We start from the raw sequence: 16,324 nt of genomic DNA on the forward strand, positions 1-16,324 counted from the left end.
GCGTACGCGACGCCGCTTTGTTGCTTTCGGGCTGTTGTCCACATTGGTAGTTTTGGGCAGTCCGGCGCTCGCCAGTGGGCGGGCCCACGATCATGCTGCCCACCGTCATGAGCACTCGCATGCGGCCGAGGATCTGGCGGGGACGCCGATGCGGGTGATCGAGGAGCAGACGGCCGGGAACGCGGCGAAGATCCAGCGGGCGACGGGGCTGAGGCCGGGGGCGGCGCGGGGCAAGGCGGCCGTGGCGGCGGATCCGGGGGTGGCGGGGTCGTGGAGTCCGGTCGTCGACACGCCGGTGGTTCCGGTGTTCCAGGCGGTGCTGCCCAACGGCAAGGTGCTGATCTGGGATTCGGTCGGTGACAATGCGGCCGAGTCCTATCCGGATCACGATTTCACCCGCGCCATGGTGTGGGATCCGAGTGACGATACGTACCGGCGGGTTGATCTGCTGGGGTCGAACATCTTCTGTGCGGGGTTCGCCCACCTGCCCGGCGGCAACATTCTGGTGGCCGGCGGGAATGCCGATGCGGAGCTCGACGGAACGGTTCGAACGTACATTTTCGATTGGCAGAATGAGACGTGGAGCCGTGGCCGTGACATGGCCGCGCCGCGGTGGTATCCGTCGGTGGCCGGAACGGCCAACGGTGAACAGGTCATTGTCGGCGGCGGGCCCGCCACCGCCGAGGTCTATCAGGCTGACGGCGCCATTCGGGCGCTTCCCGGGTTCACGAAATTCAGCGCGCGGCTCTATCCGTTCCTCGGGTCGCGGCCCGACACCCAGCTGTCGCTCTTCGGGCCCTATGCCACCGCGTACACGATCAACACCTCGGGCGACGGGATCATCACGGCGACCGCGACCCGCGATGCCATCAGTCGTGACTACGGGAGCTTCTCGACGTACGACATCGGGAAGTCGATCGTGGTCGGCGGCGGGAAGCCACCGACGTCGAGCGCGGTCGTGGTGAACAACGCCGGGCTGCGGCCGGCCTTCGCGCCGACCGGGGCGATGTCGGCGCCCCGGCGTCAGCTCAACGCCACCCTGCTGGCCGACGGGTCGGTGCTGGCCACCGGCGGCATGAGCAGCGCGGCCCAGTCTCCGCTGGTCGACCTCGACAACGCGGTCACGGCGGCCGAGCGCTGGGATCCGGCCACCGGGCGGTGGACGGTGCTGGGCAGCGCGAGCCGCGTCCGCCAATATCACTCGACGGCCGCGCTGCTGCCGGACGGCCGGGTGATGACCGGCGGCGGCGGCGTCTGCATGGTCTGCATGCAGAAGGGCTACCTGGAGAAGAACATCGAGTACTTCTCCCCGCCGTACCTCTATCGGAAGGACGGCACCGGGCAGCCGGCCCCGCGGCCGGTCATCTCCACCGCGCCCGCCGGCGTCGGCGTCAACAGCGCCTTCACCCTGTCGACCCCGGAGGCGGCGACCATCCGGAAGGTGGCGCTGGTCGGCCTGGGCGATGTCACGCACGGCGTCGATCAGGGCCAGCGCTACGTACCGCTGGCCTTCACCACGTCGGGCACGACGCTGACGGTGACCGGACCACCCACCGGCGGGGTCGCTCCGCCGGGCTACTACATGCTGTTCATCGTGGACGCCGCCGGTGTCCCCTCGGTGGCCCGGATGGTCCAGGTCGCCGCGGGCCCGAAGCCGCTGATGAGCCCGGTCCGGAACAGCACCGGCCGATGCGTCGACGTCCCGGCGTCGAGCATCGCCATCCGCACCTATCTGCAGGCCTACACGTGCAACACCACCAAGGCCCAATCGCTGGTACGGCTACCCGACGACAAGTCCCTGCGCGTGATGGGCAACTGCCTGGACGTGCCGTCGAGCGCCTTCACCTCGGGCCGGGTGATCTGGACCTACACCTGCAACCGATCGCCGGCCCAGGCCTGGAACCTCAACGCCGACGGCACCATCCGGCCGGCCGCGAAACCGGCCCTCTGCCTGGGCGCCGCGACGACCGCCAACAAGGCCGTGGTGCTGATCAGAACCTGCGACGGCAGCGCGCTCCAGAAATGGACCTATTAGCCGGCGCCGGGAATGTAGTCCTCGAGCCGGGCGGGAGTGAGCCCGGCGTCCTTGATGGCCTTCAGCACGGCCAGGAAATCGTCGACGAAGGCCGGCCGGAAGTGCATGAGAATGATGTCGCCCGGCTGCACGACGTGCCTCTCCTGGTAGTAGACCTTGCCCTTGTTGGTGGCCTCCTTCCAGTGGAACGCCGCCTTCATGCCGCAGTCGTGCACGACGCGCAGGGTGGTTGCGTCCTTCGCCCCGAACGGCGGCCGGAACAGTTGCGGGCGGCGGCCGTACCACTGGCCGAGCCGGTCGGCCGAACCGCAGATCTCGCGCTTCTGGAAGTCGTACGAGCGGCCGGTGAGCTGCTTGTGGGTGATGGTGTGGGCCTCCACGGTGGCGCCGGCCTCGATCAGCGGCTTGAAGTACTCCACGTCGGATTTGATCGCGTCGACCTGGAGGAACAGGCTGACCGGCACGTGCGCGGCCGTCAGCAGCGCGTACGCCTTGGGGTCTTTGTCCCAGCCGTCGTCCATCGTGATGAAGGCGACCTTCTGGCTGGTCGGAATCCGGTTCAGCCAGGCGGCGGACTCGCCCTTGGGCAGCACGATCGGCGTGGCCGGTGGGGGCGCGCCGAATTGCGGCACCCGCGCCAGCTCGGCCGGCGTCAGCGCGACCGCCCCGGGCGGCAGCCCCACCGGCGGCGCGTTGCTGGGCGACGACGAACCGGGCGCTGACGGGGCGGAAGCCGACGGCGCGGGGTCGACGATGACGGCGTGCGAGCTCACCGGAGGCGCGCTGTCACAGCCGGCCACCAGCGCCGCCACCACCACAACAGCCCACGAAGCCCGGCGAACTCCATCGAAGATCACATGGAGGCAGGATGCCGCATGCTCGCAACCACGCACCGCGAAGGCCCGCGTACTCCTCGAAAGAAGTACTGCCCCATGTGTCGAAACGAGGGCGCGGCGTTCGTGGAGTGGGTGAGAGCCAGCCACCCGACAACACCGAGGAGCACGACATGACCGCGACGTACACCTTCGACGTCTTCTCCAGCCTCGACGGCTTCGGCGCCGCACGTGGCGACTGGACCGGCTACTGGGGCAAGCAGGGCCCCGAGCTGCTGGACCACCGCCTCGCCCAGTACAGCACCGAGCTGCGCATGGTCTTCGGGGCCACGACCTACCGCGAGTTCACCCGCATGCTGGCCGGGAGCAGCGAGGATTCCGAGGTACGCGACCCGTGGGTCACCCGGATGGTGAACACCCCGGCCACGGTGGTCTCGACAACCCTGGTGGAGCCCCTCGACTGGCCGGACGCCACCGTCGCGCACGGCGACGCGGTCGACGTGGTCGCCCGGCTCAAGGAGCAGTCCGACGTGCCGCTGCGCTCGCACGGCAGCCTGTCGATGAACCGGGCGCTGCTGGCCGCCGGCCTGGTCGACCGCGTCCAGGTGACGCTGTTCCCGGTCATCACCGGCAGCACCGGCCTGGCCCCGATCTTCCGGGGCGCGGCCGACTTCGACCTCGAGCTGCTCGATCAGCGCACCCTGGACGGTCGCATCCAGGAGCTCATCTACCGGCCCACCCGGCACTGAGACGGCCGGCGGACCGGCCTCAGCGGACCGGCCTCAGCGGAGCTGGCGGCGGGACTGCCGGCGGAGCTGGGTGATGCGCGCGGCACCGACGATCATGGTGGCGATGGCCGTGCCGACGCTGGCCACGAGCAGGGCCAGCGCCAGGGGCAGGCTGCCGTGCATCCAGAGGAAGGTGACCTCGACGGTGCCGGTGTTCTGCAGCATGAAGACGATGAGCACCACCAGCACCACCGCGGCGAGGCAGATGCCGAACCAGGCGGCGCCGGTGCGGGTGTGCCGCTTCGGGGTGGCGGTGGTCGTTTCCGGTGATGTTTCGGCGGGCCGGTCAAGGTCGTTCGACATGGCGTCCCCCTCCGGGGGGATCGGCCGGCGTCGCGGCACCCTCAGCCGGGGTGCCATCGGTACCGGGACCAGCTAACAGTACGCCGGTTCGGTCAGCGGCCGCCCGGACCGGAGTGGGGCGTGTCGAGCGGGTGGCTCAGCAGCAGCCGCGTCCCGGCGCCGCCGGTGTCGAGCGTGCGCACGGTGCTGGTCTGGCTGATCAGCCAGCGGCCGAGGCCGCCGGGGGCGCTGATCCGTGGCTCGGTCGGAGTGATCAGGTTCCGGTCGGCGAAGCCGGGACCGTTGTCGCTGATCTCGGCGTAGATGGCGCCGTCCAGCCGCCAGAGCAGGACTTGTCCGGTGCCGCCGCCGTGCCGGACGGCGTTGGAGGCAGCCTCGTGGACGGCGAGCACAAAATGGTCGACCTGTGCTTCCCGCAGGCCGTGCCGGGCCGTGGCGGCGGCGACCGCGTCCCGCAGCCGGGTCAGGGTGTTCATGTCGAAGCGGCGGATCAGCAGCACCCGCGGCAGTCCGGCGCGTTCGGCCGGGTCGGGACCGTGGTCGCCGGCGGCGACCATGGCCGCGACGTCGCCGAGCCGCCGGCCGAGCAGGGCGGCGTAGCGGCGGAGCTCGTCGAACGCGGCGGCCATGTCCAGGCCGAGGAGCTCGGCCAGCAGTCCCTTGGCCTGTTCGATCACCACCCGGCTGTTCATCGCGTGTTGCAACTGCTCGGCCAGCACCTGCCGGTACTCGACGGCGCGGTGCTGGAGCAGACCCATGGTGGTCACGTTGGCGATGGCCCGGGCCGCGTCGGACGCGTCGTCGCCGAGAGGGCCGGGCGTGGCCGAGAACAGGTTGAGCACGCCGATGACCTCGTCGCGGAGCCGCACCGGGACGGCGTGCACGGCCCGGAAGCCGGATCGCCGCGCGCGGCCGGCGAACTCCCGCCACTTCGGGTCGGGGTGGTCGAGGTCGAGGTCGGCGACCGGCGCCCTGGTGGTGTAGCAGTCCACGCACGGCCCCTGATCGGACTCGACCTCGAACAGCTCGAGCAGGTGGGCCTGCTCCGAGGACGAGGCCATCACCCGGAGGGCGCCGCGCTGGTCGGCGACCATGATGCCGGCGGCCTCGACGCCCAGCAGCTCCACGCAGCGCCGCGTCAGCAGGTGCAGGAATTCCACGATGTCGAAGTCCGCGACCAGAGTGTCGGTCAGCTCGACGAACGCGTCGGCCAGAGTCTGTTCCCGTGGCGTGCTCATGGCCGCCTCCTGATCACCGTCGTCGTCACTGGTTGGTCTCGTCCCCGTCGCCGTCGTCGAACCGCAGCCGGCGAGCCACCACCTCGGTGGCGACGTCGTCGAGGCCGAGGTCGCTCGCATAGGCGTGTGCCCGCAGCCGCAGGAAGGCGTCCGTGATCGGGATGCTCAGCTGGGCGCTGACCATGCCGGTGGCCTGGTGCACCACCGCCCGGTGGGTGAACAGCTGGGCGCTGCCCGGCAATTGCCCGCCCGGAAGGTGCTCGGCCAGCAGAAGTTCGGTGGCCGCGTCGGCGTAGGCCAGCGCCTCGGCCAGTTCGTCGCCGTCCAGGGCGCCCGGTCCGGCCCGGTACAGGTCGATCACCCCGAGACGCGCCGCGCCCACCTGCAGGGGCAGCGCGAAGACGGCAAGCGCGCCGGCGCCGATCGCCGCGGGCGTGAACGCCGGCCACCGGCGCAGCCAGAACGCGTCGTTCAGGTCGGTGGCCAGGACCGGGCTGCCGGCGGCGTACGCGTCCATGCACGGCCCCTCACCCAGCACCACCTGGAGCTCCTCGACCCGCGAGCTGACCCGGTCGCTGGCGTACCGCACCTGCTGGGCCGGCAACGACGTCATCACCGCCAGCCCCGCACCGCCGACCCCGGGCAGCCCGGCCACGCAGGCATCACACAACTGGCCGACATCAGGACCGTGCGCGGCCACCAGCCGGGTCACCCGGGCCCGGTGCTCAACGCTGGACATGATGACCACAACAGTCATCGTTAGCCGATCCGCCGCGACGTTGCGAGTAGGTGCCCTGCATGACGGCGGCCTCCGGCCCTGCCTGGGCGGGCCGTCACGGGCTCGGACCGGGCATCACCAGCGCCAGCATCCCGCCGCGACAGCGGCCGATGAAGCGGCAGCTCACCTCACCCTACGCCCACCGCTCAGCACGCTGTGTCGCACGCTACCTTGCTCGGATGAGTCTTCTCGACGACGTGGCGAAGCGTGACGGCTGGCGATGCTGGGTGTGCGACGAGCCGGTCGACGCCGGCATGTCCGTCAACGACCCGCGTGGCCCCAGCGTCGACAGCCGTACCGCCGACAAGAAGGCCAAGGTCGCCGAGCGCCTCGCCCACCGCGCCTGCAACACCCGTAAGGGCGCGGTCAAGGTGGTCATCGCCTGGCCGGACCGCCTGCACGTGGTCGAGCCGGCGCCGCTGATCGCCGTGGCCGAGCGCCTCGAACGCAAGGGCGGCCGCGAGCTGGTCGCCCGCTGCCCCGGCCGCAAGGACGCCCAGGAGGCGGCGGACTGGCTGGTCGACCGGTTCTCCCGGCTGGCGCCCGGACTGCCGGTGACCGCGAGCGTCGAGCCGGGCGGCGGGCAGTTCCTGGTCGCCCTGTCCACCGGCCGCCGCCGCTGACCGGCCGGTCAGCCGGCGCTGGTGGCGACGTACACGGTGTTGGCCGAGCTACCCCCGGTCAGCGGATTGGCGAACGACACCACATGGGCCGTCGCCGTCGCGAAACACTGCCGCAGGACGGTCAGGAAGGCCTCGTCGGGCGCGTCGTCGGACCACAGCCCGAACGCTCCGCCCGGGCGGAGGCGGCGGCCGAGCCGGCTCAGTCCGGCCGGCGTGTACAGGTCGGCGTGGGCGGGGTCCAGGACGTTGACCGGTGAGTGGTCGATGTCGACCAGGATGGCGTCGAAGCGGCGGTCGGGATCGGCCGGGTCGAAACCCGATCCGTCGCGCAGCAGCGCGAAGAAATCACCCTCCAGGAGGACAGCGCGGGGGTCGGCGGTGAGCGAGCGGGCCTGCGGGAGCAGCTCGCGGCGATGCCAGTCGATCACCGGCGCCAGCGCCTCGACCACCGTCAAGGACCGGATCCGGTCGTCGGCCAGGGCGGCGCGCGCGGTGTAGCCGAGGCCGAGGCCGCCGACCACGGCGTCCACCGGAGCATCCGGCAGCACGGCCAGGGTGAGCCGGGCCAGTTCCTCCTCGGCCACCGTGAACAGGCTGGACATCAGGTATTCGTCGCCGAGCTTGACCTCGTACACCTCGGTCTTGGTGACGGGTTCGAGGCGCCGGCGCAGGCTGATCTCGCCGATGTGAGTGGGAGCCCAGGCCAGCTCGGCGATCCGCGGGTGCACAGGAGTGTCCTTCCGGCGCGCTGCTCGGAACGCGACTCCGCCGACCCTAGTCCCGCGACGGCAGGGGGACCCGGACCGGGTCTCCCCGGGCGGTCCGGAGTTTCATTATCATCGATGCGTTGCCCGGCTGATGAGAGGTGAGGACGTCGGATCGCTGACCAACGACAACCCGATCGACCGTACGTCCACGCCCGAGCGGGCCACCATCGCCCAGGTCGGACTCGACGGCACCGGCAACCGGACCATCGCCACCGGCGTACGCAACGGCTCGGGTTTGTCCTTCGCCCCCGACGGCACGCTCTTCACCGCGGTCAACCAGGCCGACAACCAGCCCTACCCGTTCCGCGACGAGACCGGCCAGTACGGCCGGCGGGTCCCGTCCTACATCAACGAGAACCCGGTCGACCAGGTCGCGAGGGTCACGCCCGGCACGGAACTGGGCTGGCCCTACTGCGTGCCCGACACCACCGGGAACACGACCCTCACCGATATCGGCTACGTGAACCAGCCGGCGAACAACCCCGACGGCGCGGCGCTCGACTGCTCCACCGTCGACCGCACCGCGCTCGGCCTGCCCGCGCACAGCGCACCTCTCGGCTTCGCCTTCACCCAGGGCTCCGCCCTGCCGAGGTCGCTGGCCCGCGGCGCGCTGATCACCGCACACGGATCGTGGAACCGCCAGCCCCCGCGCGAGCCGTACGTCGTCTACAGCCCCTGGGACAACCGGAACCGCACCCTCACGCCGTCGCAGCCGCTGGTCACCGGTTTCCAGAACCCGGACGGCAGCCGGTGGGGCCGCAGCGTGGACGCGATCCCCGGCCCGGACGGCGCGATCTACCTGAGCGACGACGCGGCCGGCCTGGTCCACCGCCTGACCCCGGCCGGCTGACCGCACGCCCTTCGGCGGCCCGCCGGCTCTTGTACGCCGGCAGGCCGCCGCCCGGGTCAGACCTTCTCGACGTCGACGCGGACCTCTTCGCCGTCGCCGACCAGCGCCGTGTACGCCCCGGACGCCTCGGTGCTCAGCGTCAGCGTGTCGGCCAGCGTCTCGCCCTTGACGAAGTCCTCGTGCGACCGCACGGCCGCCAGCACCGCGTCGCCGCCGGTGACCGACACGGCGATGCGGTCGGAGACGTCGAACCCGGCCTCGCGGCGGGCCTGCTGGATGCCCCGGACCACGTCCCGGGCCACGCCTTCGGCCTCCAGCTCGGGGGTGAGCTGGGTGTCCAGGGCGATCGTGACACCGCGCTGGGACTTCACGATCCAGCCGGTTCGTGGCACCTCGGTGACCAGCACGTCGTCGGGGCCGACCGGGACCGGCTCGCCGTCCACCGTGACCGTGGCGCTGCCCTCGCCGCGCAGCCGTTCGACCAGCGATCCGGGCTCCTCGGCGGCGATCGCCTTGGCGATGACCTGGGTCTGCTTGCCGAAGCGCTTGCCCAGTTCGCGGAAGTTGGGCTTGATGGTCACGTCGATCACCGTGGCGCTGGATTCCAGCAGGGCCAGCTCCTTGACGTTCAGCTCGTCGGCCACGTCGTCCAGCAGCGCGGCCGGCACCTCGGTCCCGGCCGGCAACCCGACGAGGGCGTGGGCCAGCGGCTGCCGGATCCGGATGCTGCTCGCCTTCCGCGCCGCGCGGCCGGCCTCGGCCAGGGCCCGGGCCGCCTTGACCTGCGCCGTCAGCGTGGCGTCGAGCAGGTCGACGTGCTGAGTGGGCCAGCCGGCCAGGTGGACCGACTCGGCCGCGTCCGCGTCGGCGGGGCGGACGACCCGCTGCCACACCTCCTCGGTGATGAACGGCACGATCGGGGCCAGCAGCCGGGTGAGGACCTCCAGCGTCTCGTACAGGGTGACGAGCGCGTCGTGGTCGCCGCTCCAGAACCGCTGCCGGTTCCGGCGCACGTACCAGTTGGACAGGTCGTCGACGAACTCGGCCAGCAACCGGCCGGCGCCGGCCGTGTCGTAGCTCTCGAGCCGCTCGTCGACGGCGCCGACCAGGGCGTTGACCTCGGCCAGCATCCACCGGTCGAGCAGCGGGCGCTCCGCCGCCGGTGCGGCCGAGCCCGGGTTCCACGCGGTGTGGCTGGCGTAGAGCGAGAAGAACGACACGGTGTTCCAGTAGGTCATCAGGACCTTCCGGACGATCTCCTCCAGCGGCCCGTCACCGACCCGCCGCTGCGACCAGGGCGAGCCCGAGCACGCCATGAACCAGCGCAGGGCGTCGGCGCCGTGCGCGTCCATCAGCGGGATGGGCAACAGGATGTTGCCCAGGTGCTTGCTCATCTTGCGGCCGTCCTCGGCCATGATGTGGCCGAGACAGACCACGTTCTCGTACGAGGACTTGTCGAACACGAGGGTCCCGACCGCCATCAGCGTGTAGAACCAGCCGCGGGTCTGGTCGATCGCCTCGCAGATGTACTGGGCCGGGTAGGTGGCCTCGAACTTCTCCTTGCTGCCGGGCACGTGCGGGTAGCCCAGCGCGGCGAACGGCATCGAGCCGGAGTCGTACCAGGCGTCGATCACCTCGGGCACCCGCGTGGCGGTCTGCCCGCAGTCGGGGCAGTCGAAGGTGATCGCGTCGATGAAGGGGCGGTGCGGGTCGAGGTCGGACAGGTCCTGGCCGGCCAGCCCGCCCAGCTCGGCCCGCGAGCTGATCGCGGTCACGTGGGCGTTCTCGCACCGCCACAGCGGCAGCGGGGTGCCCCAGTACCGCGAGCGCGACACGGCCCAGTCGATGTTGTTGTTCAGCCAGTCGCCGTACCGGCCGTGCTTGATGTGCTCGGGGAACCAGTTGGTCGCCTCGTTCTCGCGGGCGAGCGCGTCGCGGACCTTGGTCGTCCGGATGTACCAGGACGGCTGCGCGTAGTACATCAGCGGCGTGTGGCAGCGCCAGCAGTGCGGGTACGAGTGTTCGAACCGCTGGGACCGGAACAGCAGCGCACGGTCTTTCAGGTCCTTGATCAGGACCTGGTCGGCGTCCTTGAAGAACATGCCACCGACCAGCGGCACCTCGTCGTGGAAGTGACCGTTGGGCCCGACCGGGTTGACCACCGGCAGCCGGTTGGCGCGGCTGACGGCGAGGTCGTCGGCGCCGAACGCGGGCGCCTGGTGGACCAGCCCGGTGCCGTCGGTGACCGTGACGTAGTCGGCCAGCACGACGATGTGCGCGTCGGGGATCTCCACCAGATCGAAAGGCCGCCGGTACGCGAGGCCGGCCAGGTCGGCGCCCGGCACCGTCGCCAGCACCTCGGCCTCGCCGCCGAGCACCGCGCCGACGAGCGGCTCGGCCACCACGAAGGTGCCCTTCTCGGAGCGTGCCACCACGTACGTGACCTCGGGGTTGACCGCCACCGCGGTGTTCGCGACCAGCGTCCACGGCGTGGTGGTCCAGATCAGCAGGTCGACATCGTCGTGGCCGCGCAGGGGGGCGGCCAACGGGAACCGGACGTACACCGAAGGGTCGGTGACCGTCTCGTAGCCCTGTGCCACCTCGTGATCGGAGAGCGTGGTCTCGTCGCGCGGGCAGTAGGGAGCGACCCGGAAGTCCTCGGTCAGGTGACCATCGGCGTGGATCTTGGCCAGCGACCACCACACCGAGTCGACGTACTCCGGCGACATCGTCTCGTACGGGTGCGACAGGTCGATCCAGTAGCCCATCCGCTCGGTGAGCGCCTCGAACTCACCGACGTGCCGCAGGACCGACTCGCGGCAGCGGGCGTTGAACTCGGCGACGCCGATCTTCTCGATGTCCTGCTTGCCGCTGATCCCGAGCTCTTTCTCCACGGCCAGCTCGACCGGGAGCCCGTGGCAGTCCCAGCCCGCCTGGCGCGGCACCGAGTAGCCCTTCATGGTCTTGAAGCGGGGGAACACGTCCTTGAAGACGCGCGCCTCGACGTGGTGGGTGCCCGGTGTGCCGTTCGCGGTCGGTGGTCCCTCGTAGAACACCCAGCTCGGCCCGTCGGCGGTCCGCGCCAGGCTGCGGGTGAACACGTCGTTGGACTTCCACCAGTCGATGATCCGGTGGTCCATCTCGGCGAAGTCGAGCTTCGGCGGCAACGCCACGAACGGCGAGTCACCGGCGGACTGCGTCATTTCTCTGTTACTCCCTTGGCTCCGTCACGCTCGCACGGGTGGCTTCATGGTTGCCACCCACGCGGGGACGAAGCACAAGGCCCCGGTAGGAGCCACACTCCGCGGTACCACCCCGCTTGCGCCCCGACTGCTGGCGCCGCTCATTGTGTTGCTGTTCCGGTTCTAGTGGGGCCACGCGGCGCACGCGAGGCCTGTTCTTCCGGAGACTCCCCGGTGATGGCCGGATCAATGCCGTGTACGCCCATCCTAGCGCCTTCCCCCGAGGCTCAGCGCATGAAGGCACCCTGGGCGTCGGCGGCCAGGCTGGCCCGGCGGCGGCGGTGGTCGGCTTCGCCTCGATCTCGTCCTCGACACCGTGGGCTCACCCCACGCCGAGCGGCTGGCCCGCAACGACGTCCGCTACCGCTTCGTCCTCGACATGACCACCGGCATGGGCTAGGGCAGGGCAGGGCCTCGGTCAGGCAGGGCCCAGACGTCGGCCAGGGACGGGTCGGCGAAGTCGGGATCGGAACGGCTCTGCAGGCGGACCCGGACCGTGCCGGCGGTGACGAACCGGTCCGGCACGTGCAGCCGGTACGCGGCGGTGCCGGCCTGCCGGATGGGCCGCACGTTGAGCCGGGTCGCGACCAGCCGGCCGTCGACGAAGATCCGATAGCTCTTCTGCTGCGGGTTGCCGTCGTAGGTCTCCAGGCCCTGGAGCACGAAGCCCTTCCCGGCCGTGACGGCGAGGTCGAACTCGTACCAGGCGTCGGGCACCCGGTATCCGCCGTAGCGGCGGGTCAGCCCGGCCTCGACATTCGTGCCGCTGGTCGGCGACGCGGTCAGCCGGTGGGCGTTCTCGGACGCGGGGTCGCCGAGATCGACGTGGTCCGTCGCCCCGGCCGGCGGCGTCGGGAACGACCAGTCCAGGGTGGTGGTCGCGCCGTCCACGGGTTGGCCGGCCACGACGAACGCCGCGCTCACCGGCACCGGCCCGTCGGGTTCGAAGCCGCCGGGAAAGAGCCGTGCCACACCGGTTGCCGAGCCGCCGGGCGGCACCGTGACGCGGCCGGCGCTCCTGGCCGTCCAGCCCTCGGGGCCGGCCGCGGTCACCACGCCGGTGACCGGCCGGGCGCCGTGGTTGACCACGGTCAGCCGGACGTTCGCGCGCTCGCCGGCCATCTTCGCGGTGACCTTCCGGGCCGAGATGGTGGCCGGGCGCAGGGTCACCGGCACCGTCACCGAGGGCAGCAGGGTCACCGGGCCGTACAGACCCGAGTCGTACGCCTGCCGGTTCTTCTCGTTGCCCTGGGTGTTGGTGACCCGGACCGCGATCGTGTTGGCGCCCTCGTGGAGCAGGTTACCGACGTCGAGCCGGTACGGCGCCCAGATCCGGTCGGCCACGTGGACGCCGTTGACGGTGACCTCGGCGACGTCGGCGACGCGGCCCAGGTCGAGGGTCCAGCCGGTGCCGGGCGGCCGTCCGGCGCCGAGGGTGACCCGGGTCGTGTAGGTGGCGCTGCCGGAGTAGTGCGGGGCCACGTCGGTCCAGCCCTGGAGCGGCCGGGTGACCGGCGCGGTCCCGTTCCCCAGGGCCATCGTCCAGTCGCCGTCGACCGGGACGACGTCCGGTACGACCACGGGCGCGCTCGTCCCCATCAGCGGCCGGTGGGCGCGGTCCTCGCCCCGGATCAGGGTGACGCCGGAGCGTTCGGTGCGGACCTGGGCGGTGAGGACGCCGCCGGCCACGCTGGTCGAGGTCACCCGGGCCGGTCCGACGACCTTGGTCACGTGCGGTCCCGGCGTGCCGCTCAGCGTGACGCCGAGCGGCGCCCGCGGGTCGAGCGTCATCGGCACCACGGTGCTGTTGCCGGTCGTGCGGTACGTGGTCGCCTCGGTGACGGCACCGGTCTCGGGGTCCCAGACGGCCGGCACGCCCTTGGCCGGGAAGGTGACGTCGACCGTGACGGGGGCGCCGCCCTCGTTGAGCAGCAGGTAGCCGTCGGTGCCCGCCTCGGCGAACCGCAGCGCGCGGATACCGGTGTTCGGCGTCGACAGCGTGACGGCGGCCTGGCCGAGACCCGACGCGGCCGAGCCGGCCTGGGCGGGCCCGGCGACCGTGACAACCCGGTTGCCGCCGAGCTTGCGGATCTGCGCCATCAGCGCGCCCAGCTCGGCGTCGCGCCCGTCGACCTCCATCGCCGGCGCGGGTCCGGCGAAGACCACCTCACCACCCGAGGCGACGAACTTCCGCAGCGTCCTGGCCGCCTCGAGCGACAGGTACGCCGCCTTCGGCACGACGACGGTCGTGTACTTCATCCGTCCGACCCGGAGGGTGCCGCCGGCCACCGACGCCGGGGTCAGCACCTGCGGGTCGCCGGTGAGGGCGCCCTCGTCGAGCAGGTCGAAGTCGACCTGGGAGTCCTCGAGCGAGTTCATCGTGGCGATCCAGTCCTGGTCGGGCCCGAACCCGGCCGCGGAGCGCTGCGTCGCCTCGTTGGAGCGCTGCGTCTGCAGCAGCGCGGTCGGTGCGGCGGTGCGGTGCCGGCCGAACTCCATCAGCCGGCCGGTCCAGGTGTTCACCTGGCCCATCCACGGCCACCAGGTGTTCTCCCTCATGAAGACCGGGGGGTACGGGATGCCGTCGATCCCGTCGTATGTCGTGTGGTAGAGCGCCTTGTTGATCCCCCGCAGCGCCGAGATGGCGGCGCCCTCGCGCAGGTCGTCGAGCGACCTCTCCCAGCCGGTCGCGCCCATCAGCTCGTCGTACACCAGGGGCTTGCCCATCTGGTGGGCGACGCTGGCCGCGGTGCGCGGCAGGAAGCGGGCCGCGCCGTTCCCGACGTCGTTGAAGATCAGATCGGTGCCCGGGATCTGCGACCACTGATGCGCCGTCAGGAGGTTGCCCGAGTGCCGCAGCTCCTCGAGCGGACCGTGCTCGTCCCACAGCGGGTTGGAGATGATGGCGATGCCGTGGGCCTTGGTCCACTCGTACTTCGGCTTCCAGTAGGTGTCGACCCACTGGTCGGACGCCGCCCGGTAGAAGCGGCCCTTGGCCGAGGCCCCCGCTCGTCCCATGTCGTTGAAGACCGACACCATCGCGCGGGCGACGGTGGTTCCGCCGTCCTCGACCCGGTCGGCCAGCGACGGCGTCCACGGCACGGCGCTCTCGGTCGGCCGGTCACTCAGCGACGGCTCGTCGTCGGCGAAGCCCAGCAGCACCGTGCCGAAGGCCCAGCCGAACCGCTCGTGGTACTCGTCCATGATGATCTTGTCGTAGAGCGCCATCGCCTCGGCGTCGAGCGTGTCGGCGTAGTTGTCGCCGCGGAAGCGGTAGGTGAACGCCTCGACGCGCCAGTCGCCGGCGGGGGCGTCCCAGGTGCCGTCGCCGCCGAGGTGGCCGGTGAGGTCGACGACCCGGTCGAGGTCGGTCGAGCCGGTGCCGGTCGCGGGGCGGGCGGTGACGGCGATGACGTTCTCGAGCGGCCGGACGGCGACGTCGAAGTCGCCGACCGACGCCGGGTCGGTGAAGTCGTTGCGGTAGAGCGGGGATCCGCCGGGGACCCGGGTCACCGCCAGGTCGTCGAGGCGCCACTTCTGCGGTCCGTCGACGCGCATGCCGACCCCGCCGGTCGCGAACGCCGGGTCGGTGACCGGGGCGACCTCCATCCCGTCGAGGGTCGCGGAGAGCTGGTTGCCGACGGCCCGGATGCTGATCGTGTGCCGGCCGTCGGGATTCCAGCCGGCGGGTGTGGCCGAGCCCAGCCTCAGCTGCGAGAAGCTGCCGTCGACCTGCTTCCAGAAGTCGACGATGCCGGCCTTGCGGACGTCGACGAGATAGCCGTTGCGCCGATCAGGTGACCGCACCATGAACCCGGCCGTGCCCGATTCGATGGTGAAGTTCGCCTCGACGGTGTAGTCGGACCAGGTGGCGCCGTCCCGCAGCAGCGTGATGCCCGGGTAGACGGCGGCGTCGGCGACGAGTTCGCCGCCCACGTGCTGGATGCTCCCCCCGAACAGACCGGCGAGGCCGACCCGGCGGCCGCCGGGCACGACGACGTCGCCGGCCCGGACGGCGGTCTTGACGCCGAGGTCCGGTCGCGGCGGGTAGGTCTTGCCGCCGACGGTGCCGCCGTTGACGATCAGTCCGCCGGCCGCGCCGCTCGGGAACTGCGAGTCGTTGTCGAGCCAGACCTTCATGCCGAGGTCCCGGGACTTCTCCAGGACGTGTTCGACCCGCGCGAACCAGGCCGGGCTGAAGAACGGCTCGGCGTCCATCCGGAAGATGACGGTCTCGGTGAACCCGGCGTCGTGCATGTCCTGGAGCGTCCGGTCGACCTGCGCCTCGGTCTGCACCCGGTTCCAGAACCAGAGCACCGCGGGCTTCTGGACGGTCGGCGTGGCGAAGGCGCCCACGTCGAACCCCGGGATGTCGATGTCCGGCTGAGCGGCCAGCCGGGCCGCCGCGTCAACCGCCGGGGTCGCGGTCGCCGCGCCGACGGCCGGGGACGCGGTCGCCGGCACGGTGGCTCCAGTGACGGCGAGGAGGAGAGCGACGACGAATGTGGTACCGCGGCGCAAGCGCATGGCCGAATCCGATCAGGACGGGTGACTCGGGGCTGTAACGTTTCATCGCTAGCGGTCAGAGGAGACCGCGTTTGGCGGCCCAGGCGACCGCCGTGATCACTGCCGGGACGTCCAGGGCGTCGCAGATCGCCCGGGTCCGCCGGCGGAGCGTCCGTTCCGACATCCCCAACCGGCGGGCCACCGTGCCGACCGGCAGGCCCTGCGCCAGCAGGGCCAGGACGGCCACGTCGTCGTCGTCGAGGAGGCGGGGACGTTCGGCCGTGGTCGACATCCTGCCCCCTCACGAACCGCCCCGGGATCGATGTGAATCGTTTCATGGCAACGTAGCTGGATGTTTCCG

The 16,324-nt window shown here is 71.3% G+C and carries 12 protein-coding genes; 4 read left to right on the forward strand and 8 right to left on the reverse strand.

Features of this window, described 5'->3' with window-relative positions:
* The first annotated feature begins 148 nt into the window (after positions 1 to 148).
* Positions 149 to 2,035 carry a galactose oxidase-like domain-containing protein gene (locus AB0M54_RS30515; RefSeq protein WP_364475120.1) on the forward strand — a complete coding sequence of 629 codons (1,887 nt, stop codon included), beginning with the start codon at positions 149 to 151 and terminating at the stop codon, positions 2,033 to 2,035.
* Here AB0M54_RS30515 and AB0M54_RS30520 read toward each other — a convergent pair.
* Entirely contained in the window at positions 2,032 to 2,892 is an 861-nt protein-coding gene (locus AB0M54_RS30520) for a polysaccharide deacetylase family protein (protein ID WP_364329152.1), read from the reverse strand. The genes AB0M54_RS30515 and AB0M54_RS30520 overlap by 4 nt on opposite strands.
* A 149-nt stretch (positions 2,893 to 3,041) precedes the next feature.
* Here AB0M54_RS30520 and AB0M54_RS30525 point away from each other — a divergent pair, with 149 nt between their 5' ends.
* A complete protein-coding gene (locus AB0M54_RS30525; RefSeq protein ID WP_364329155.1) occupies positions 3,042 to 3,617 on the forward strand; it encodes a dihydrofolate reductase family protein in 576 nt (191 codons plus the stop codon).
* A 33-nt stretch (positions 3,618 to 3,650) separates the two neighbouring features.
* On the opposite strand, the gene AB0M54_RS30530 is transcribed toward AB0M54_RS30525, so the two are convergent.
* The 3 genes from AB0M54_RS30530 to AB0M54_RS30540 all read right to left on the reverse strand — a co-directional run bounded on the left by AB0M54_RS30530 (position 3,651) and on the right by AB0M54_RS30540 (position 5,936).
* Positions 3,651 to 3,959, reverse strand: coding sequence for a lipopolysaccharide assembly protein LapA domain-containing protein (locus AB0M54_RS30530; protein WP_364329158.1), 309 nt, complete (start codon positions 3,957 to 3,959; stop codon positions 3,651 to 3,653).
* A gap of 92 nt (positions 3,960 to 4,051) precedes the next feature.
* Complete coding sequence (locus AB0M54_RS30535; protein ID WP_364475122.1) at positions 4,052 to 5,197, reverse strand: ANTAR domain-containing protein; 1,146 nt, start codon at positions 5,195 to 5,197, stop codon at positions 4,052 to 4,054.
* Positions 5,198 to 5,222: 25 nt separating this feature from the next.
* The gene (locus tag AB0M54_RS30540) at positions 5,223 to 5,936 is read right to left on the reverse strand and encodes a GAF and ANTAR domain-containing protein (RefSeq protein ID WP_364329163.1); all 714 of its coding nucleotides are present in this window, start codon (positions 5,934 to 5,936) and stop codon (positions 5,223 to 5,225) included.
* A gap of 218 nt (positions 5,937 to 6,154) precedes the next feature.
* On the opposite strand from AB0M54_RS30540, the gene AB0M54_RS30545 reads away from it, so the two are divergent.
* The gene (locus tag AB0M54_RS30545; protein ID WP_364329166.1) at positions 6,155 to 6,598 is read left to right on the forward strand and encodes a hypothetical protein; all 444 of its coding nucleotides are present in this window, start codon (positions 6,155 to 6,157) and stop codon (positions 6,596 to 6,598) included.
* 8 nt (positions 6,599 to 6,606) lie between these two features.
* On the opposite strand, the gene AB0M54_RS30550 is transcribed toward AB0M54_RS30545, so the two are convergent.
* Complete coding sequence (locus tag AB0M54_RS30550) at positions 6,607 to 7,326, reverse strand: spermidine synthase (RefSeq protein WP_364329169.1); 720 nt, start codon at positions 7,324 to 7,326, stop codon at positions 6,607 to 6,609.
* A gap of 130 nt (positions 7,327 to 7,456) precedes the next feature.
* On the opposite strand from AB0M54_RS30550, the gene AB0M54_RS30555 reads away from it, so the two are divergent.
* Entirely contained in the window at positions 7,457 to 8,215 is a 759-nt protein-coding gene (locus AB0M54_RS30555; protein WP_364475124.1) for a hypothetical protein, read from the forward strand.
* Between the two features lie 56 nt (positions 8,216 to 8,271).
* On the opposite strand, the gene ileS is transcribed toward AB0M54_RS30555, so the two are convergent.
* The 3 genes from ileS to AB0M54_RS30570 all read right to left on the reverse strand — a co-directional run bounded on the left by ileS (position 8,272) and on the right by AB0M54_RS30570 (position 16,255).
* Entirely contained in the window at positions 8,272 to 11,418 is a 3,147-nt protein-coding gene (gene ileS / locus AB0M54_RS30560) for an isoleucine--tRNA ligase (protein WP_364475126.1), read from the reverse strand.
* A 435-nt stretch (positions 11,419 to 11,853) separates the two neighbouring features.
* Positions 11,854 to 15,921 carry a glycosyl hydrolase gene (locus AB0M54_RS30565; protein ID WP_364475128.1) on the reverse strand — a complete coding sequence of 1,356 codons (4,068 nt, stop codon included), beginning with the start codon at positions 15,919 to 15,921 and terminating at the stop codon, positions 11,854 to 11,856.
* Between the two features lie 118 nt (positions 15,922 to 16,039).
* Positions 16,040 to 16,255 (reverse strand): helix-turn-helix domain-containing protein, encoded by a 216-nt coding sequence (locus AB0M54_RS30570; protein WP_364475130.1) that lies wholly within the window; start codon positions 16,253 to 16,255, stop codon positions 16,040 to 16,042.
* Between the last annotated feature and the right edge of the window lie 69 nt (positions 16,256 to 16,324).

Origin of the sequence: Actinoplanes sp. NPDC051470, from assembly GCF_040682035.1 — a bacterium.
Classification (GTDB): domain Bacteria; phylum Actinomycetota; class Actinomycetes; order Mycobacteriales; family Micromonosporaceae; genus Actinoplanes.